17 protein-coding genes and 1 pseudogene are annotated in these 18,242 nt (G+C 68.2%); 7 read left to right on the top strand and 11 right to left on the bottom strand.

Going from position 1 to position 18,242, the window contains the following annotated elements; translation table 11 throughout:
* Nucleotides 1–15 precede the first annotated feature (15 nt).
* From DPR14_RS11035 to DPR14_RS11025, 3 genes are all read left to right on the top strand, one after another.
* A complete protein-coding gene (locus DPR14_RS11035; RefSeq protein ID WP_246149176.1) occupies nt 16–840 on the top strand; it encodes a sulfite exporter TauE/SafE family protein in 825 nt (274 codons plus the stop codon).
* Between the two features lie 258 nt (nt 841–1,098).
* Entirely contained in the window at nt 1,099–2,286 is a 1,188-nt protein-coding gene (locus DPR14_RS11030) for a DUF2336 domain-containing protein (RefSeq protein ID WP_158045175.1), read from the top strand.
* A gap of 193 nt (nt 2,287–2,479) precedes the next feature.
* Nucleotides 2,480–3,781 carry a hypothetical protein gene (locus DPR14_RS11025; protein ID WP_158045174.1) on the top strand — a complete coding sequence of 434 codons (1,302 nt, stop codon included), beginning with the start codon at nt 2,480–2,482 and terminating at the stop codon, nt 3,779–3,781.
* Nucleotides 3,782–3,986: 205 nt separating this feature from the next.
* On the opposite strand, the gene DPR14_RS11020 is transcribed toward DPR14_RS11025, so the two are convergent.
* Together DPR14_RS11020 and DPR14_RS11015 are read right to left on the bottom strand one after the other, a co-directional pair.
* The gene (locus DPR14_RS11020) at nt 3,987–4,772 is read right to left on the bottom strand and encodes an enoyl-CoA hydratase (protein ID WP_158045173.1); all 786 of its coding nucleotides are present in this window, start codon (nt 4,770–4,772) and stop codon (nt 3,987–3,989) included.
* Between the two features lie 54 nt (nt 4,773–4,826).
* Nucleotides 4,827–5,516 (bottom strand): Hpt domain-containing protein, encoded by a 690-nt coding sequence (locus tag DPR14_RS11015; RefSeq protein WP_246149172.1) that lies wholly within the window; start codon nt 5,514–5,516, stop codon nt 4,827–4,829.
* A gap of 330 nt (nt 5,517–5,846) precedes the next feature.
* Between DPR14_RS11015 and DPR14_RS11010 the strand changes: the two genes are divergently transcribed.
* Nucleotides 5,847–7,373 (top strand): helicase HerA domain-containing protein, encoded by a 1,527-nt coding sequence (locus tag DPR14_RS11010; RefSeq protein WP_158045171.1) that lies wholly within the window; start codon nt 5,847–5,849, stop codon nt 7,371–7,373.
* A 26-nt stretch (nt 7,374–7,399) separates the two neighbouring features.
* Here DPR14_RS11010 and DPR14_RS11005 read toward each other — a convergent pair whose 3' ends face one another.
* The 7 genes from DPR14_RS11005 to DPR14_RS10975 all read right to left on the bottom strand — a co-directional run bounded on the left by DPR14_RS11005 (nt 7,400) and on the right by DPR14_RS10975 (nt 14,690).
* Nucleotides 7,400–9,337 (bottom strand): sigma-54-dependent Fis family transcriptional regulator, encoded by a 1,938-nt coding sequence (locus DPR14_RS11005; protein ID WP_158045170.1) that lies wholly within the window; start codon nt 9,335–9,337, stop codon nt 7,400–7,402.
* An 87-nt stretch (nt 9,338–9,424) separates the two neighbouring features.
* The gene (locus DPR14_RS11000; protein ID WP_158045169.1) at nt 9,425–10,555 is read right to left on the bottom strand and encodes an acetoin dehydrogenase dihydrolipoyllysine-residue acetyltransferase subunit; all 1,131 of its coding nucleotides are present in this window, start codon (nt 10,553–10,555) and stop codon (nt 9,425–9,427) included.
* A 73-nt stretch (nt 10,556–10,628) separates the two neighbouring features.
* The gene (locus DPR14_RS10995; RefSeq protein WP_158045168.1) at nt 10,629–11,633 is read right to left on the bottom strand and encodes an alpha-ketoacid dehydrogenase subunit beta; all 1,005 of its coding nucleotides are present in this window, start codon (nt 11,631–11,633) and stop codon (nt 10,629–10,631) included.
* 12 nt (nt 11,634–11,645) lie between these two features.
* Nucleotides 11,646–12,611, bottom strand: coding sequence for a thiamine pyrophosphate-dependent dehydrogenase E1 component subunit alpha (locus DPR14_RS10990; RefSeq protein WP_158045167.1), 966 nt, complete (start codon nt 12,609–12,611; stop codon nt 11,646–11,648).
* Nucleotides 12,612–12,781: 170 nt separating this feature from the next.
* A complete protein-coding gene (locus tag DPR14_RS10985; protein WP_158045166.1) occupies nt 12,782–13,228 on the bottom strand; it encodes a hypothetical protein in 447 nt (148 codons plus the stop codon).
* 478 nt (nt 13,229–13,706) lie between these two features.
* Complete coding sequence (locus tag DPR14_RS10980) at nt 13,707–13,964, bottom strand: GlsB/YeaQ/YmgE family stress response membrane protein (protein WP_158045165.1); 258 nt, start codon at nt 13,962–13,964, stop codon at nt 13,707–13,709.
* Nucleotides 13,965–14,048: 84 nt separating this feature from the next.
* Nucleotides 14,049–14,690: a Clp protease/crotonase-like domain-containing protein gene (locus tag DPR14_RS10975; RefSeq protein WP_158045164.1), complete on the bottom strand. Its 642-nt coding sequence runs from the start codon at nt 14,688–14,690 to the stop codon at nt 14,049–14,051.
* A 184-nt stretch (nt 14,691–14,874) separates the two neighbouring features.
* Between DPR14_RS10975 and DPR14_RS10970 the strand changes: the two genes are divergently transcribed.
* The 3 genes and pseudogenes from DPR14_RS10970 to DPR14_RS10960 all read left to right on the top strand — a co-directional run bounded on the left by DPR14_RS10970 (nt 14,875) and on the right by DPR14_RS10960 (nt 17,193).
* Nucleotides 14,875–15,285, top strand: a complete 411-nt coding sequence (locus DPR14_RS10970) for a gamma carbonic anhydrase family protein (protein WP_246149169.1) — start codon at nt 14,875–14,877, stop codon at nt 15,283–15,285.
* Between the two features lie 589 nt (nt 15,286–15,874).
* A complete protein-coding gene (locus DPR14_RS10965) occupies nt 15,875–16,225 on the top strand; it encodes a hypothetical protein (RefSeq protein WP_158045163.1) in 351 nt (116 codons plus the stop codon).
* A 162-nt stretch (nt 16,226–16,387) separates the two neighbouring features.
* Nucleotides 16,388–17,193 (top strand): annotated as a pseudogene (locus DPR14_RS10960) (IS5 family transposase).
* Nucleotides 17,194–17,674: 481 nt separating this feature from the next.
* On the opposite strand, the gene DPR14_RS27345 reads toward DPR14_RS10960, so the two are convergent.
* Together DPR14_RS27345 and DPR14_RS10955 are read right to left on the bottom strand one after the other, a co-directional pair.
* Nucleotides 17,675–17,845, bottom strand: a complete 171-nt coding sequence (locus DPR14_RS27345; RefSeq protein WP_192499405.1) for a hypothetical protein — start codon at nt 17,843–17,845, stop codon at nt 17,675–17,677.
* A gap of 111 nt (nt 17,846–17,956) precedes the next feature.
* Nucleotides 17,957–18,241, bottom strand: a complete 285-nt coding sequence (locus tag DPR14_RS10955; RefSeq protein WP_158045162.1) for a hypothetical protein — start codon at nt 18,239–18,241, stop codon at nt 17,957–17,959.
* Nucleotide 18,242: the final 1 nt, after the last annotated feature.

Here is an 18,242-nt window from a genome sequence, read left to right as displayed (position 1 = left end):
CGTAATGGACTCGAAGTGACCCCGGAGCTTACCCAGCTCGCCGTCATGGCGGCCGTCCTGCTGGGCGTCGGACTGTTCGGCGGGCTTCTCGCCGGCCTGCTGGGCGTCGGCGGCGGCATCGTCATCGTTCCCGTGCTCTACCACCTGCTCGACCTGCTCGATATCGATAGCGACGTGGCGATGCAGCTTGCGGTCGGCACATCGCTGTCCACCATCATCCCGACCTCGATCATGTCGATGCGCGCCCACCTGCGTAAGGACGCGGTCGACGTGGCCCTGCTGAAAAGCTGGGGTCCCGCCATCGCGTTCGGCGTCATCATGGGAGCCGTGCTGATCGGCCTTGTGGAAGGCGAGGTCTTGATCGCCGTGTTCGCCGTGACGGCCGCCGCGGTCGCCCTTCACATGGCGTTCGCGCCGGAGAGCCTGCGGCTGTCCGACCGCCTGCCCGGCGGCATCCCCCGCTTCGGCATCGGCACGCTGATCGGCCTGATCTCCACCATGATGGGGATCGGCGGCGGCACCCTGACCGTGCCGACCCTGGTGCTGTGCAGCTACCCGATCCGCCGCGCCGTCGGCACCGCCTCCGCGATCGGCCTGATCATCGCCTTCCCCGGTACCGTCGGCGCCATCATCGGCGGCTGGGGCAACGACGAGCTGCCGCCCTTCTCGCTCGGAAACGTCAACCTCGTCGCCTTCGCGATCCTGGCCCCTGCCACCATGTTGGCGGCCCCCCGGGGCGCCAGACTGGCCCACGCCATCCCGACCCGCGCGCTCCGCGCCGTCTCCGCCCTGTTCCTCGGCATCACCTCGGCACGGATGTTCCTCGACTTGCTGACTTGAGCTCGAAAAACCGATTGTAAATCAGATGCTTGAGATCCGTAGGTCGGCCTCGGCCGAAGGCTGACGCCGACACCCTGGCCGGAACGTCGATGCAGGGCGTCGGCGTTCGCCCTGATGGGCGAAGGCCGACCTACGCCGCGGGCGCGCAGCCCCTGACCCAACTTTGTCACAGCTCCCAGCGCCCTCGGGCAATCCTTCGTCAACTTTGGATCGTCACCCTTAAGGTCCGACGCCAAAGTAGCAGACGAAGGACCGACCGTGCACTCAGCCATGCCCTCCACGCCGCCCACCAACCTGTCATTGGCCGATGTCGCGCGTCTGATGGATCAGCCCTCGGTCGCCAACCGGATCGACACCGCCGGCAAGGTCGCCGAACAGATCCGCCAGGGCGGGCTTTCCGGGTCGGCCGCCGACATGGCCGCCGACATCCTGATGCGCTTCGCGCAGGATGCCGAGGTCGCCGTCCGCCAAGCCGTCGCCTGGCAGTTCCGGAACAACGATCGCCTGCCGGAGTCCCTCGCGATCCGCCTGGCCGAGGACGTGGCGGAGGTGGCGGCCCCGGTGCTGAGCCACCATGCGGGCTTCGAGGACGCCTTCCTGACGACCCTGATCGGCAAGGGCGACCAGCGCAAGATGGAGGCGATCGCCGGACGGCCGAGCGTGTCGACGGTGGTCTCCGACGCCCTGATCGATGCCGGAGACGTGGCGGTGGTGTCGTGCCTGCTGGCCAATTCGGGCGCGGAGATCGCGCCGGACGGGTTCGGCCGCATCGTGGACCGGCACGGCGACCACCAGTCGGTGGCGACGATGGTCGCCCACCATCCGATGCTGCCGGCGCCCGTCGCCTGGAAGCTGCTGGGCCGGGTCTCCGCCGCCGTCACGCGGGATCTCGCGCGGCGCCACAAGATTCCCGACATGGTGCTTGAACGCTGCATCACCCGCGGCCGGGAAGCCGCCATGATGATCATGATCCGTCCCATGCTGGCTGACGGCGCGCACCTGCGGGGTTTCCTGGAGCAGATGCACTGGCAGCGCCAGCTCACCACCGACCTGCTGTTCCGCATGCTGTGCGCCGGCGACCTGGAGGCCTTCATAACCGGGATGGCCGTCCGCTGCGGCGTCACCCGCGAAGCCGCGGCTGTCATGGTGATGGACGAGCGTCCCGCAGGCCTCAGGGCTGCCTTCGACCAGGCCGGCATGAAGGGGTGGCTGATGGAACCCTTCCGCATCGCCCTGGGTGTCGCCCGGCGGTGGCCCCGGGCGGCGCTGGCAAGCCGCCGCCGCGATTTCCAGATCGAGGTGCTGGCACACGTCTTCGCGGAATGTGCCGACACCGAGGAGCGCGACGTCAGCGACCTGATCCTTCAGGTCTTCGACCTGCGGGGGGACCGCTCCATCGCCGAAGCCAGGGACCGGCTCAACCTGCCGTCCCCCGGCGCCCGCTAGCTATTTCGATAGGGTTAATACCGCCTTGTCATTCCGCTCGGGCGGAATGATGGGCTAATAAGGCCGGATGACCAGCCCACGACCCGAAGCGCTCCCTGGCGGGCGACCGATGACGAGCGGCATACGAATCATACCCCGGAACGCTGCCCCACCCCCGGAATCCATTCCCGATCCCTTGGCGGAACGGGAGGCGATGTTCAATACCGTGCTGATGTCCGTGATGGCGGGCCGCAGGGTCATGGTCGTGGCCGACGGTTACCCGGATGCCGGCCGGGCGCTGGGCAGCCGCATGGCCGGCCATATGAACTCGTCCTGCGGCCTGGGGCTGCTGGCGACCGCCCATCGCGGCGCCAGCGTCGAGGATCTGCTCGTGCAGGTCTCCGCCGACCTGGATGCCGGGGGGTCCGGCGACATGGAACGGCTGGCCCTGGCGCTGGAGCGCGGATTGGAAGCGGCCGGTTCGGGCCTGCTGGTCGTCCTCGACGCCCACCTGCTCGACGCGGCGACGGTCGCGGACCTGTTCGAGCTGTCCGGGAGCGATACCGACACCGGCCTCTACATCCAGGTCCTGCTGACCGGAAGCCCGGCCCTGGACCGGTTGTTCGACGATCCGGCCTTGACGGGTGCCGCCCGCCAGGTCGCAAGCGCCCGCTGGAGCATCGGGCAGGCGGAGCCTGATCCCGTGCCCGAACCCCCGCCCGAGGTTCAGCCGAAACCCACTCCAGCCCTTCCGTCATCGGCGACGGAGCCCCGGCCGCCCGTCGGGAACACGGCCCCTCGCCCCGCCGCGCCGCGACCGGCCGAGTTCCGCCGCCGCAGCCGGCCGTTGGCGGATGAGGCTCCCGTCAGGCCCGTATTCCGGCCCATCCCCCTGCACATGCTTGAACCCGAGCCCCGGCCGGCGCCCACCGGCCGGCGGGGACTGCGGTGGGCGTTCGCGGGACTGTTCGTTATCCTGGCATTCGGCGCCGGTTTCCTGACCAATGCGATGTGGCCGGCGGCTCCCCGTTCCACGGCCGATCTGCTCGACGGCGACGGACGGTCGGCGCTGACCGCCGGCCTGCCGACGCCGCCGCCGACGATCCCGCTGCCCCAAACGGAACGGCTGCCGGCCGAACCTGCGCCGCCGCCCGCCGCGGTCGCCCTCCCGCCCGCATGGGAGCAGCCGGCCGATCGGCGCCCCCAGCCCCCGGCATCGTCCCGGAGCGCCCCGACCCAGCAGGGACAGCAACGGCCGGCTGCATCCGCAGCCCCGGGTCCCGCGGACGAGCGTCCCGTCGTGGCGCCGCCCGTCCGGCTGACGCCGCCGCCCCAGCTTCCCGAACCGGCTCCCCCCCGGCAGGTCGCCCAGCAGCCGGCCTCGCCTCGCGACGTCTGCGCCGAAGGGGCGGGCGGCCGAGCGGCGCGCGACACGTCCTTGACCGGCTTTGCGGAAGGGTTCATGTCCGACCTGAAGAGCCTCGGCCGCTGCCTCGGCAGCCTCGCCCAACCGTGACCGGCGCCGGGCCGCTCACCTAGCGGCTCGGCACAGTGGTTTTGATTGATCTATCGTAGGTCGGCCTCGGCCGAAGGCCGACGCCGACAGCGTGGCCGGAGCGTTGACGCAGGGTGTCGGCGTTCGCCCTGACGGGCGAAGGCCGACCTACGGCACTCCGGCACTCCGCTCCGCCGAACGTCATCAAAAACACTGTGCAGGACCACTAGCGGCCGCGGAACACCGGCTTGCGCTTCTCCATGAAGGCGCGCCTGCCCTCGACATAGTCCTCGCTGGCGAAGCAGCCGCGCACCAGGCGTTCGCACATCTCGGCGTCGGGTTCGCCCGCCGGCTTTCCCAATTCCTCGATCATGAGCTTGACCGAGCGCACGGTCAGGGGCGCGTTGTCGGCGATGGTGGCGCAGGTCTCCGCCACTGCGCGGTCCAGGTCGCCGTCCGGCACCATCCGGTTGATCAGGCCGATCCGCATCGCCTCCTGCGCCGGGAAGCGCCGGGCGGTGAAGAAGATCTCCTTCGCGAAGGCCGGCCCGACCAGGTCGTGCAGCCGCTTGACCCCGCTGAAGCGGTAGCCCAGGCCCAGCCGTCCGGCCGGAATGGCGAAGGTCGAGCCTTCCGCCGCGATCCGGATGTCGCAACTGATCGCGACTCCCAGTCCGCCGCCGATGCAGTAGCCCCGGATCATGGCGATCGTCGGCTTAGCCACCGTCTGGAGCGCCCGCATGGACCCCTCGGCAAGATCCTCGTAGGCCAGCACGGCCTCTTCCGAAGAGCGCATCTCCTCGAACTCCGAAATGTCCGCGCCGGAGATGAAGGCTTTGTCGCCGGCTCCGCGCAGCACGATGACCTTGACATCGTCGTCGGCCTCGAACCGGGCCAGCGCCTCCGGCAGGGCCTGCCACATCTCGACCTTCAGGGCGTTGTGGCGTTCCGGGTTCGAGAAGGTGATCCAGCCGATCGGCCCCTGCCGTTCGGCGATCAAGCGGTCGGTCATGCGATTCCCCTGATAAGCGGTCTGTCTGCCGATGTCGTCCCCACGAACTTACAGTCAGACCACCTCGAGCGCCACGAGCGCCTTGGCGAAATCGGCCGCGAAATCCTCCCCCTTGCGGACCACCAGGATGCCGCCCCCCTCGCGCCGCAGCCGGGCGCCGACCGGCTCCGCATCCAGCTTGGCGGCGACCACGATCAGCGGGATGCACCGGGTCACCTCGCAGACCCGGATCATGCGGGCGACGTCCACGCCGTCCAGAATATCGATGATGTTGCTGATCAGGATCAGGTCGGGCCGGGTCCGGATCGCGCTTTCGATCCCCTGGAACGAATTGGACAGCGCCACCAGCCGGAAGCCGGTCGCCCGGATCTCCGGCTCCATCAGGCGGAGCTGGATGTTGCGCGGGCCGATGAACAGCACCGTCTTCTGGGCCGCCGTCCGGCGCAGCGCCGGGGAGGGGTGGAAGTCCGGCAGGGACTTCAAGACCCGGCGGCCCTCCTCGCTGCCCGGATCGCGCCGGGACTCTACGATCCGCCCGATCGCCTGGACATGCTCCAGGATGCCCTCGACCGCCGCTTCTCGGAAGTTGCCGGTGGCGATGATATAGTCTTCGAGGTGGTGGGCGATCAGTGCGATCGTCGGAAAGCCGAAACTGGCGGCGGCACCCTTGATGCTGTGGACGTGCCGCAACAATTCGAACGAGTCTGGCTTTACCGCAGTCTCCTTGGAGAAGCGGACGACCATCTCCTCTACGGTGCCTAACCTTTCAATGACGTCATCGATAAAGAAAGGTAATAATTCAGCAACCAGATCAGCATCAATGTTATGGTCACTCGGCATCGGTGGCCCCGAAAAACAATATCCCTACACTATACAGCGCCACCTATGCGAAGGCATCGGCATCCTGTCTACGTATTAAAATGCCGCACCGGCCGCCCCCTGGGCGAATATGCTTTAAGTTCGTTTACGAATTTACTTGGAATTCCGGACGCCGCGCACCGTTTTGCGACGGCGGGATTCTACGCTATAGGAGGGTTGGTGGGTGACGCAGCGTAGCGGAGAGGTTCGGGTTTGATGAATGTCAGCATCGACATGGGTTCGACGCAGGGAGGCTCGCCGGCGACGCTGAATCTGGAGGAACTGCTGGCGACGCGGCTGCTGGTCCAGGGCAACTCCGGCTCCGGCAAGTCGCACCTCCTGCGCCGCCTGGTCGAACAGAGCGCCGCCTGGGTCCAGCAGGCGATCCTCGACCCCGAAGGGGATTTCGTGACGCTGGCAGACCGGTTCGGCCATGTGGTGGTCGATGCCTCGGCCCATTCCGAAGGGCAGCTCCAGCGGATCGCGGCGCGGGTGCGCGAGCATCGCGTCTCGGTCGTGGTCAACCTGGAAGGGCTCGACGTCGAGCTTCAGATGCGCCATGCCGCCGCCTTCCTCGGCGGGCTGTTCGACGCCGACCGGGACTTCTGGTACCCGATGCTGGTCGTGGTGGACGAGGCCCAGATGTTCGCCCCCGCGGCGGCCGGCGAGGTCGCGGACGAGGCGCGCAAGGTGTCGCTGGGCGCCATGACCAACCTGATGTGCCGCGGGCGCAAGCGCGGGCTGGCCGGCGTCATCGCGACGCAGCGCCTCGCCAAGCTCGCCAAGAACGTCGCGGCGGAAGCCTCCAATTTCCTGATGGGCCGCACCTTCCTCGACATCGACATGGCGCGCGCCGCCGACCTGCTGGGCATGGAGCGCCGCCAGGCCGAGATGTTCCGCGACCTGGAGCGCGGCCACTTCATAGCCTTGGGACCGGCGCTGTCCCGCCGCCCGCTGCCGCTCCGCATCGGCATGGTCGAGACCACCGGGCGGACCGGCAGTCCCAAGCTGACGCCTCTGCCCTCGACCGCGCCGGAGGACGCCCGGGACCTGATCCTCCAGCCTGGGGAGCCCGAGCCGCCGCCCCGCCCGGTCATCCGCCGGCCGGCCCCGGCCGCCGCCGCCAACATGGATATCCTGTTCCAGCTCGCCCAGTCGCGTCCCGTCCTGACGCCGCCGCCCGGGGAGGCGGAGGAGCAGGGGCCGGAGATCGACCGCGAGCCCCTTCTCGACGACATCCTGCGCAAGATCCTGACCGACCCGGAAGCCGCATTCCGTTCGGTCGCGGTGCTGTACCAGGATTTCCTGGTCCGCTGCCGCATCCACAAGGTTCCCGGCGCTCCCCTGGACCTCGCCGCCTTCAAGCGCCGGCTGTCCGCCGCCCGCGCCGGCGTCGGCGAGCAGACCGCCGACGGGCCCGAATGGGAGCAGGCGTCCGCCATCGCCGCCGACCTGCCGGAGGACATCCAGGGCGTGTTCCTGCTGATCGCCCGCGCCGCGATCGAGCGCGCCCCCTGCCCGTCCGACGCCGAACTGGCCCGCGCGGTCGGCAGCCGGTCGCCGGGCCGCGCCCGCCGGCTGCTGACATACATGGACCAGCGCGGCTTCGTGGTCAGCCGCAACGACGGCGCCGGCAACCGCATCATCGCCCTGCCCGGCCTCGGCTGGGAGACCGCCCCGGGCGATCCCAACGCCGCCGATGACGCGGCGGCCCCGCAGGGTGGCCTGTTCGACGTGGCATAGGGGACGCCGCTTCCCCTTGTGGGCCCCTACCCCTCCAGCCGCGCCGGGGAGACCAGCCCGTAGCGGTTGATCTTCCGGTGCAGGGTCGAGCGGCTGATATGCAGCTCGTCGGCGGCGCGGGTCACGCACCACTGGTGGCGGCGCAGGACCGACAGCAGGATGCCGGCTTCGCCCGACGGCAGCGGGTCCGGCGGGGTGGGCGCCGCCGGGGGGCGGGTGACCTCGGCCGGCAGGTCCTCCAGCCGGATCACGCCGCCCTCCGACAGGGCGGTGGCCACCCGCATCACGGTCTGGAGCTGGCGGATGTTGCCCGGCCAGCGGCAGGCCAGCAGGGCCGACAGCGCCGGCGGGTCGATCCGGGCCGGCGCCGCCACTCCGCGGATCAGGTCCGCCTTGTCCGACCGCTCGCGCAGCGGCGGCAGGGTCAGGGACAGGCCGTTCAGCCTGTAATACAGGTCCTCGCGGAATCGCCCGTCGGCGACCAGCCTCTCCAGGTCCTGGTGGGTGGCGCAGATGACGCTGAGGTCGACCGCGATCGGCCGGTCATGGCCCAGCGGCAGGATCTCCCGCTCGGCCAGCACCCGCAGAAGCCGGGTCTGCGCTCCCAGCGGCATGTCTCCGATCTCGTCCAGGAACAGCGTGCCCCCGTCCGCCAGTTGGACCTTGCCGCGCACGCCGCCGCGCCGGGCGCCGGTGAAGGCGCCCTCGACATAGCCGAAAAGCTCGCTCTCGATCAGGCTCTCCGGGATGGCCGCGCAGTTGATCCCGACGAACGGCCGGGCCGCGCGGGCGCTCGCCTGGTGGATCGCGCGGGCGACCGCTTCCTTCCCGGTGCCGGTCTCGCCCAGGATCATGATGCCGATGCCCTTGTCCAGCACCCGCCGGATGCGTTGGACGTTGCCCGCCATCGCGGGATCGTTGCCGGCCAGCCGGCCGAGGTCGAGCGGCCCCGAGACCGCGCCCGGAAGCGACGAGGCCGCTGCCTGCTGCCGGGTCCTCTCGGTGCCGCCGCGCAGCAGGCGCCCGGTCGGCGGGCGCAGCGTGGCATACCAGGTGGCGCCCGTCGCCAGGCAGCGCAGCGGCTGCGGGATGCCGGTGCGCTGGCGGCCGATCAGCGCCTCCATGGTGATGCCGAACAGCTCGTACAGGCTCCTGCCAAGCAGCGGCCCCGCGTCTCCCGTGAGGCCCGCCCGAAGCGCGGTCTGGTTGGCGCCCAGGATGGTGCCGCCGCCGTCCACCGCCAGCAGCCCGTCGATCACTAGGTCGGCCAGCTCGCGCCCGGCGCTCAGTCCGACCACCCAATGCCGCCGCGACCGCGCCAGGAAATAGCCGTCCTCCATCAGCCGGGCGGAACGCTTGACCAGTTCCAGCGCCAGCATCTGGCTGCGGCGGTCCGCCGGGGCCGTCATGTTGGAAACGTCGAGCACGCCCAGCATCTGGCCGGAAGGGTCGAAGATCGGCGCCACCGTGCATGTCAGGCTGGTGTGCCGGGTGCGGAAATGCTCCTGCCGGTGGACGGTCAGCGGCTCGCGCGTGGCGATGCAGGTTCCCACCCCGTTGGTGCCCTCCTGCGCCTCCGACCAGATCGAGCCGAGATAGAGGCCGGCCTGCTTCAGCTCCTGCTCGAAGCTGGCATGACCAAGGTAATCCACCGCGATGCCGTTGGCATCGGTCAGCATGACGACATAGTCCGACCCGGCGACCTGCGCGTAGAGGCGCCGCAGTTCGGCGGTGGCGATTCCGATGAACTCCTCCATCGGCTCGCGGAATCCGCCCAGCTCCGTCTGGGTCAGGACCACCGGACGGCCCGGACGGGCCGGATCGAGCTGGTGGCTGTTGAGGCACCGCGCCCAGGACCGCCGGATCAGGTCGGGCGGATCGGCTTCCCGTCCCGCCGCGTCTCCTGTGACGCTGGCCAGTATCAGATCGACGTGCTCCCGCTCTGGCGCATGGAGACGGACCATTGCCTTCCTCCCATCATGCCGACGTTGGATCGCCGTTATCGGTCGAGTGTAGCACCAGCCCGCCGCCCGCGGTATCGGCACACTCCCTTATGCACTGGTCATAAAGTCGGATATCAGCCGATTGAGCTCCCCGGACTTCTCCATGTGGACCATATGCCCGGCGCCCTCGAACACGTGCCGCCGGCCGTCCCCGACCGCCTTGGCATGTGCCGCCGGGATGATCCGGTCCGCAGCACCCCACACCGCCTGCACGGGAGCCGTCACCTGCCCCAGCCTGCCGGCCAGGACATGGGCTTGGCGCCTGCCCGCGAATGCCGCGTCCGCGATGGAGCGGAGCGCCGCGCCGACCCCGTCCAGCCGTTTGTATTTCAGCAGCTCCTCGACCATGTCGCGGCTGACCAGCGACGGATCGGCGAACAGCATCTCCAGCACCGACTTCATCTCCTTGCGCCGTTCGGCGGCGATGAAGCCCTCGATGTAGTCCAGGTTGACCTCCTCGCCCAGCCCGGCGGAGCAGACCAGCGTCACCGAGGCGACCCGTGAAGGCTCCTCCGTCGCCAGATGCAGCGCCACGGCTCCCCCCATGGAATGCCCGCCCAGGTGCGCCCGCCGGATGCCCAGCGCGTTGAGGAAGTCCCGCACCGTGCCGGCCAGTTCCGGCACGCCGCCCTCCACCCCGTGCTTGACCGACCCGCCATGTCCAGGCAGGTCCAGCGCATAGACGGGGCGATCCTCCGCCAGTACCGGCTGGTTGAACTGCCAGTTGTTGAGGTCGCCGCCGAAACCGTGGATCAGCACCAGGGGCACCGCCCCGTCCGCTCCCTCGCCCATCACCAGATAGCGCAGCCGCCGCCCCCCGGCATCGATGAACCGGGGTTCCGGCCCGGCCGCCTCGCCCGCCTCCGCGGCCTCGACCGCGAACTCCTCCTGGAACCGCGCGATGAAGGCGTCGATGTCGGCGTCGGGCACGCCCGGGTCGGCGACGACGCCCAGCAACGCGCCGACCGGGACGGTCTGCCCGGCTTCCACGTTGCGGCGGCGCAGGGTGCCGGCGATCGGGGATTCATAGACGTTGGTGATCTTGGTCGTCTCGATCTCCAGGATCTCGTCCCCTTCCCGGACCGTGGCGCCTTCCTCGACCAGCCACGCGGTGACGGCACCCTCGGTCATCGCCAGGCCCCATTTGGGCATGGCCAGGGCCTTGATCTCGTTTGTCATAGACTGAAGTCCTTTCCAGGCAATCACCCGCCGGCCGGCGCCACTCCGTCGCCGGCCGGCCCGCTTCCTCCGGTCACGCCATGACGTGGCGGACGGCCTCGGCGATCTTGTCCGGCGTCGGGATGTAGGCGTCCTCCAGCTCCGGCGCGAAGGGCACCGGCGTGTGCGGCGGAGTCACCATGCGGATCGGCGCCTTCAGCGCCTTGAAGGCGTTCTGGGCGACCAGCGCCGAAACGTCGGCCGCCATGCCGCATCGGGGGCTGGCCTCGTCCACCACCACCAGCCGGCCGGTGTCCTCGACCGCTTCGATGATGGTGTCCTCGTCCAGCGGGGAAGTCGTGCGCGGGTCGATCACCGTGCAGGCGATGCCCTCCTTCTCCAGCAGATCGGCCGCCTTGTTGGCGAAACCGACCATCCGGCCGAACGCGACGATCGTCACGTCGTCGCCCTCGCGGGTAAGGTTGGCCTCGCCGAACGGGATCGTGTAGGGCTCGTCCGGCACCTCCTCGATTTCGTCGTAAAGGACCTTGTGCTCCAGGAAGATCACAGGGTCGTTGTCGCGGATCGACTGGATCAGCAGTCCCTTGGCCTCATAGGCGGACGACGGCACGACGACTTTCAGCCCCGGAATGTGGGTGAAGACGGGGTAAAGGCACTGGCTGTGCTGGCTGGCGGCCCGGAACCCCGCACCGTACATGGTCCGGATCACCACCGGCGTGACCGCCTTGCCGCCGAACATGTAGCGGAACTTGGCCGCCTGGTTGAAGATCTGGTCGAAGCAGACGCCCATGAAATCCACGAACATCAGCTCGGCCACCGGCCGCAGCCCGGTCGCGGCGGCTCCCACGGCGGCGCCGATGAAGGCGCTCTCGGTGATCGGCGTGTCGAGCACCCGGTCGCGCCCGAACTCCGGCATCAGACCCTTCGTCACGCCAAGCACGCCGCCCCAGGCGTCGTCCTCGCCGGGAGCGCCCATGCCGCCGACATTGTCCTCGCCCATCACGATGACGGTCGGGTCGCGGCGCATCTCCTGGGCCAGCGCCTCGTTGATCGCCTGACGGTATGACTTCTTCGACATGATGGCATCCTCTCAGTACGAGACGTAGACGTCGGTCAGCAGGCGGTCGGGGGCCGGCGGCGGGGCCGCCTTGGACTCCATGACGGACCGGTCGATCAGCGACTTTACCTCGCCCTCGATCTCGTCCAGCTGGGCAGGCTCCAGCAGCCCCGCCTCGGTCACGCGCTGGCGGAAGAACTTGAGCGGGTCGCGCTCGCGCCGCGCCGTCTCGACCTCGCCGGGCGCGCGGTAGGTCATGGCGTCGCCCTCGAAATGGCCGTAGTAGCGGGTCAGCCTGACATGCAGCAGGCTCGGCCCGCCACCGCCCCGCGCCCGTTCGATCGCCTCGCCGGCAGCCTGATGGATCGCGAAGAAGTCGTTGCCGTCCAACTCATAGGAGGGAATGTCGAATGCCGCCGCCCGCTTGGACTGGCTGCCGGCCACCGACCAGACGCTGGCGGTCGCCTCGGCATAGCCGTTGTCCTCTACCACGAAAATGACCGGCAGGTTCCAGACCTTGGCGAGGTTGTAGCTTTCCAGGGTGGTACCCTGGTTGGACGCGCCGTCACCGACGAAGGCCACGGCGACCCCGCCGGTCTTCAGGGTCTTCGCGGTCAGGGCGGCGCCGCAGACAAGCGGCGGGCCGCCGCCGACGATGCCGTTCGCCCCCATCATGCCGCGCGACAGGTCGGCGATGTGCATGGAGCCGCCCTTGCCGCCGCACAGCCCGTCGCCCCGGCCGAAGATCTCCTTCATCATGCCGACGACGTCGCAGCCCTTGGCGATGCAGTGGCCGTGGCCGCGGTGGGTGCTGGCGATGTTGTCGCGGCCGTCCAGGTGCATGCACACACCGACGGCCGAAGCCTCCTCGCCGGCATAGAGATGCACGAAGCCGGGGATGCCGCCTTCGGAGAACTCGGTATGCACACGTTCCTCGAACTCGCGGATCGTGCACATGGTGCGATAGCTCTGGAGTAGCTCTTCTCGATTGAGCTGCATGTCTGCTCCTCCCTCGGGTGCGGACCCTTGTGAACCGGGTCCGTGTCGAGGGAAGAGCAACCGCCGTGCCATCATACCAAGCTATTGGTCGGCAACGGCTTTCGGCATATGTCCAGGTGCCGGTGCGACGCCTGTTGCTACAGGCCTGCGACAGGTGTCGCAGACGCGGTTCAGGACTCGCGCGTCTTCGGCACCCACTGGCGGGCGAAATCCAGCATGGCGGCCCGGTGCTCCTCCAGGAAGCGCATCTGGAGCCCCACGAGATCCACCGGGGAACGCACCTTGGCGAATTCCTCCATGAACCGGGCGTTGATCTCGACCGACAGGCGCAGATAGGAGTTGACCCCGCCCAGCGTCGGCACGACGCCGCCCCCGGAAGTGGCCGCCTGCATCGCCTTCTGGAAATTGTGCGCGGCCTCCCCAGCCATCGCCTCGGCCTCGTGGACGACCTGCTCGGCAAGGCTCGCCAGCTTGTCCACGTCCTGGTCCACGCCAAGCTCCTCGGCCATTGCCGCCGTTGCCTCCTCGGAAGCGTCGGGCTCCGGCTCCGAAACGGCGGGCTCGGGTTCGGGAGCGGCGGCCTCGGGCAGCGGTTCGGCCGACGCGGCCTCCGCCACCGGAGCGGCTTCGGGCCGTGACGCCGTTTCGGGCTCCGCCGGGGATTGCGGGGGGTCGCCACCGGGTCCGTCATCACGTCCGGCGCATTCTCCGCGCTCTTCGCGCGGGACCGGATGGCGGGCTTACGGGCCGGGGTGGCGGGCTTGGCGTCGGATTGGGCAGGCTGTCTGCCGGTCCGCCTTGTAGGGTTCTTGGTGGCAACCATCGCTTGATCCGCTCCAGCAGAATTGCATTGCCTCCATGGTGCGACATCTTTTGCTGCTATGCAACATCGATGCTACAAAGGCATTCTGACAGAACGCCGCAAGGGATGACAACCTAAGATCGTAAAAGTATCGCGATACCTGCGACCGGCCCATCAAGGCCGGCGCATCGTAGGCCGGTCTCGGCTAGCAGCGCCGACGCCGACCTACGATCCGAACCGCCGGTTCTGAAGGCGCTACCGGCCGAATTCGAAGCGGACCGCCCTCACCGCCCTCAGACCCTGCGGCGGCCCGCGACGGCGTTGTAGATCCAGAGCACGACGATGGCGCCTATCACGGCGACGATCAGGCTCCAGATATTGAAACCGGTGACCCCGGTCCCGCCGACTGCGCTGAACAGAAACCCGCCGACGAAGGCGCCGACGATGCCGAGCACCAGGTTGATGACAAGGCCGGACCCGGAGCCGTGCATGATCTTGCTGGCGATCCAGCCCGCGATGAGTCCCAGAATGATCCAAGCGATGATCGACATTTTTCCCCCTTTGGATTGACCAAAGGTTCAACAAACACCGGCGGCACCCGTTCAACACCAACATGCGCCTGCCGAAATAACCCGTCATATCGCCGCATCGGAGGGCAGCAATTCCGTGATCCAGCCCGGCACGATCCGCGCCAGGTCGAGGGCGGAAGCCCCGGTCTCCCCGTCGTCCAGCGCATCCCCGCGTTCCAGGAACCCCTTGAGCGCCGTTCCGATGCGCCCGCCGGGATCGTTCGGCACGGCATAGCGGGCCGGGTCCCCGCCGAACGGATCGGGCAGCGACACCGGCCCGATCACCAGGCGGGGGGCATGGAAGACGAACCGGGCGTTCTCTCCCGCCGCCCGGCTTCGGCCGGCCGCGAAGATGGCGGTGCAGGCCGAGGCGCAGATGTTGTAGCCGGCGACCACCGTCCCGACAGCGCCATGATCCAGCACCGCCTCGCGCACCCGGTCGGCGGCTCCAGCATAGCCGCCGGGGCTGTCCAGCACCAGGCGGACCGGTTCGCCCCGGTGGGCCTCGATGAAGGCGACGATCTCGCGTCCCGCCCTGTGGGTCAGCCCGCCGGAAACGAACAGGTCGGTCCGCCTCGCCCCCACCGCCGCGTCGCGCACGTTCCCGACCGCGTCGGCCAGGCGATCCGACAGGGCGACGCCCGCCGCGACCGCCAGGACGACCGCCACCCGCACGGCAAGGCCCCGCCTGCCCAAATTTGCAATCATGCCGACTGAACCTTGTTTTCCCAGGTCGTACCCGTCAATGGATAGCCAGCCTCAGCAAGGGAGACCAGACCATGAAATACGCTTTGGGGGATGTTCGGGTTCAGACCGAAGGCGATGCCTGGTGGATAGCGCCCAACGCCGTCGTCATCGGCAACGTGATCATGAAGCGCAACGCAAGCGTCTGGTGGAACGCGGTCATCCGGGGGACAACGAACCGATCACCATCGGCGAGAACGCCAACATCCAGGATGGCTCCGTGCTCCACACCGACCCCGGGTTCCCGATGGACATCGGCGCGAACGTCACGGTGGGCCATATGGTCATGCTTCACGGCTGCACCATCGGCGAGGGGTCCCTGGTCGGAATCGGCAGCATCGTCCTGAACGGCGCCAGGATCGGGAAGAACTGCCTGATCGGGGCCAACAGCCTGATCACCGAGGGCAAGGAGATCCCCGACAATTCCATGGTGGTGGGCTCCCCCGGCAAGGTGATTCGCCAGCTCACCGAGGACCAGATCGCCGAGATGCGCAAGGGCGCCGACCGCTACGTCTCGAACTGGCAGAGGTTCAAGCAATATCTGGTTGTGGATCACTGAACCGGAACTTCTGAAAGTCAACTTCTCCAGGATTGGGTGCGCCGCGCGGGACGTAGCGGATTGTGCGGCGCACCAGAGTTCGATGCTCCTCCTCAAGACTGGTTCCCGAAGCCCTGAAATGTGGGCATCCCCACTGTCGCCGTTGCAAGCTGTTTGATACGAACCAATGGGCCTTCCAAGGCATGGAACAGGGCACGCTGATCGGAGCCATGGGAGGACACGCAATGTGGCGCCAGATTTATGATCCATTCGAAAGCATGATGTTCTCGACCCGTGGTGGCGACGATTCCGATCGTCGTCCTGCCGGGGGATCGGCATCTTCCACATGAGGAACGTGCTGTTCGGCGGCCTGCCGAAGATCACGTCGGAGCGGTTGGGCATCAACCCGGTCCTGATGGCGTCGGCCGACGGCGCTGGCAGTCCCGGTCGGGCTGCTGATCATGGCCCAGGCCCATGTCAGGCCGTTCACCCTGCTGGTCTTGTGATCCGAAAGTAAGGGTCGCCGCCGCTCTTCCGGAGCCGGCGGCGTCCCGCCTCTTCCAGCACGGGCCGGCAAAGGTTTATGATGCCTATCCGGGAGGTATGGCCGATGGACCACCGTGACGCTCTGGCACCCCTGATCGAGCTGATCGGCGTTTTCGCCGCCTCGGCGGCCAGCCCCCTGACCGCCGCCGCCGTCTTCATCCTGGCCCTCTGCCTCGGCCACTATCCTCGCTATCTGGCCCTAGCCGCCGCGATCGGCATTTCCGATGGCGCCATGGGCGAAATGGCCGGCGTCACCACCGTCGGAATGCTGTTGGCCACCCTGACCGGCGCTGCCGCCACGCTCTTGCAGGCCTGGTGCGTCTGGCCGGTCGTATCCGCCATGAAGAGCGCCGGAAACGCCGTCGTCAGGCTCGTGTCGGGCCGAGGCCCGGATATAAGGGAACCGCCGTCGTGAACGACGCGGGCTTCCAACTGTAGGCCGACGCCGGCCGACGACACTCCGCGCCGCCGGACTCATCGAAACCACTGTGCCGGACCGCTAATCCTTGATCGTCACGAGCACTTAGAGCGTCTAACAAAACCTTGATGAGAGGCTGGCGCCGCCTATCTGAAGGGCATGGCGAAACCCCTTGTCAGCGATGAGCTGTGGGCGGTCGTGGCGCCGCTGTTGCCGTCCCGTCCGCCCCGTCCGAAAGGTGGTCGGCCGCCGGTCGATGACCGGGCGGCGCTGACCGGCATCCTGTTCGTGTTGAAAAGTGGCATTCCGTGGGAGATGCTGCCGCAAGAGATGGGCTGTGGCTCGGGCATGACCTGCTGGCGGCGGTTGCGCGACTGGCAGTCCGCGGGGGTCTGGGAGACGTTGCACCACGTTCTTCTGGACCGGCTGGGCAAGGCCAACGCGATCGACTGGAGCCGGGCGGCGCTGGACAGCGCCAGCGTCCCGGCAAAAAGGGGGGCCGGGAGACCGGGCCGAACCCGACCGACCGCGGCAAGCCGGGCTCCAAGCGCCACGTCGTCATCGACGCCAATGGCATCCCGTTGGCCGTGACCCTGTCGGCCGCCAACGTCCACGACAGCCGCATGCTGGAGGCCACGGTGGACGCCATCCCGGCCATTCGCCAGTGCGCCGGACGGCCCCGCCGCCGTCCCGCCAAGCTCCACGCCGACAAGGGTTATGATTTCTCCCGCTGCCGCCGCGCCTTGCGCCGGCGCGCCATCATTCCCCGCATCGCGCGCCGCGGCATCGAAAACAGCGAACGGCTCGGCCGGCACCGCTGGAAGGTCGAACGCACCTTGGCATGGTTCGCCCGATTCCGGCGGATCTCCGTGCGCTACGAACGCCGGATCGATATCTTTGCCGCCTTCAATCACCTCGCCGCAGCCCTCATCACCTTCCGCTTCGTCGAACGATGGTTATGTTAGGCACTCTTAGGGCAAAATACCTAACGATCTCCGAACCGCTGATGGGGCCGGACCGCTCAAGCCAAATGAGTTACCGCAACTGCCCGACCGCCGAGAATGTTTACATTTGCGTCCATAACCGGGGGGTGCCATGTCAACATCCTTCGGAATCATGACCTTTGCCGACACTTGCGGCCGATACCGGGGGTGGCGGCGGCACGGTGACGGAACAGGAAAATAATCCTTGACTTTCCGGCCGATCCGCTGCGTATTGACGATCAGGACAGCATCCGCCGACCCGTCCACCGCGGACCATGCCCGTGCTCAGGGATATCTGACATCGTGAATAAGGAACCGCACCGCGGGGCGACATCCAAAACGGGCGCCCCTCCTCGTCCCTCGCCGTCATCTGCGGCCCGGGAAAGCCGGTCCCGCCGGCCCAAAGGAAAACGGGCCGCCCCGGTGTGGGACGGCCCGCTTCCTACCATGGTGCAGCCGGTCGTCAGCCGCGTGTCTCGCTCTGCACTTTCTTGGCCTGGTCGGCGACGGTGTCGCTGGCCGGGGCCTGAGCGGAGTGGGTCGTATGCGAAGGGCAGGCGCTGGCGACCCCAGCCGTCAGAAGAGCCGAGATGCCGAACAGCACGGCAATGACCGGCTTTGCTCCATGAGACATTGGATCACCTCCTTTCCGTTGTTTGCAGATGACGGAAAGGTTCGCACATCCGGAGGCCACGTCAAGCCGCTTGTTGCGGGAGAGCGCCCCGGCAGGGCCATCGAAACGCCTCTACCCGCCCTCCTCCCGCAACATCCCGTCCTCCACCACGGCGGCGTGCCGGCACCGGTCCTCCAGGATGACCCTGCCGGCTTCGATGTAGACCGCGGCCTCCGGTGTCCCGTCCGTCAGGCTGATCAGCATCATTGGCCGGTCCGCGACCACGCAGAAGTCGATGATGTAGCGGCGGTCCCGTCCGGTCCCGAGCAGAAGGCTGCGGAATTCCCCGCAGCCTTCCACGATCTCGGCCGACCAGCGCGACGGCGGATCTCCCGGCACCGATCGAAGCCGAAGCATC

The sequence above is a fragment of the Skermanella pratensis genome (genome assembly GCF_008843145.1).
GTDB lineage: Bacteria > Pseudomonadota > Alphaproteobacteria > Azospirillales > Azospirillaceae > Skermanella > Skermanella pratensis.
The sequence above is the reverse complement of the archived record's forward strand: the minus strand, read 5'-3'. Positions and strand labels throughout refer to the sequence as shown.

Excerpts from the sequence above, each read along its gene's own strand:
- DPR14_RS10955 (WP_158045162.1), bottom strand. The coding sequence starts at position 18,241 with ATGCTTCGGCTTCGATCGGTGCCGGGAGATCCGCCGTCGCGCTGGTCG.
- DPR14_RS27345 (WP_192499405.1), bottom strand. The coding sequence starts at position 17,845 with ATGTCTCATGGAGCAAAGCCGGTCATTGCCGTGCTGTTCGGCATCTCG.
- DPR14_RS11020 (WP_158045173.1), bottom strand. The coding sequence starts at position 4,772 with ATGACCGACCGCTTGATCGCCGAACGGCAGGGGCCGATCGGCTGGATC.
- DPR14_RS10995 (WP_158045168.1), bottom strand. The coding sequence starts at position 11,633 with ATGTCGAAGAAGTCATACCGTCAGGCGATCAACGAGGCGCTGGCCCAG.
- DPR14_RS11015 (WP_246149172.1), bottom strand. The coding sequence starts at position 5,516 with ATGGTCGTCCGCTTCTCCAAGGAGACTGCGGTAAAGCCAGACTCGTTC.
- DPR14_RS10990 (WP_158045167.1), bottom strand. The coding sequence starts at position 12,611 with ATGCAGCTCAATCGAGAAGAGCTACTCCAGAGCTATCGCACCATGTGC.
- DPR14_RS10975 (WP_158045164.1), bottom strand. The coding sequence starts at position 14,690 with ATGATTGCAAATTTGGGCAGGCGGGGCCTTGCCGTGCGGGTGGCGGTC.
- DPR14_RS11000 (WP_158045169.1), bottom strand. The coding sequence starts at position 10,555 with ATGACAAACGAGATCAAGGCCCTGGCCATGCCCAAATGGGGCCTGGCG.
- DPR14_RS11025 (WP_158045174.1), top strand. The coding sequence starts at position 2,480 with ATGTTCAATACCGTGCTGATGTCCGTGATGGCGGGCCGCAGGGTCATG.
- DPR14_RS10980 (WP_158045165.1), bottom strand. The coding sequence starts at position 13,964 with ATGTCGATCATCGCTTGGATCATTCTGGGACTCATCGCGGGCTGGATC.
- DPR14_RS10965 (WP_158045163.1), top strand. The coding sequence starts at position 15,875 with ATGGACCACCGTGACGCTCTGGCACCCCTGATCGAGCTGATCGGCGTT.
- DPR14_RS11010 (WP_158045171.1), top strand. The coding sequence starts at position 5,847 with ATGAATGTCAGCATCGACATGGGTTCGACGCAGGGAGGCTCGCCGGCG.
- DPR14_RS11005 (WP_158045170.1), bottom strand. The coding sequence starts at position 9,337 with ATGGTCCGTCTCCATGCGCCAGAGCGGGAGCACGTCGATCTGATACTG.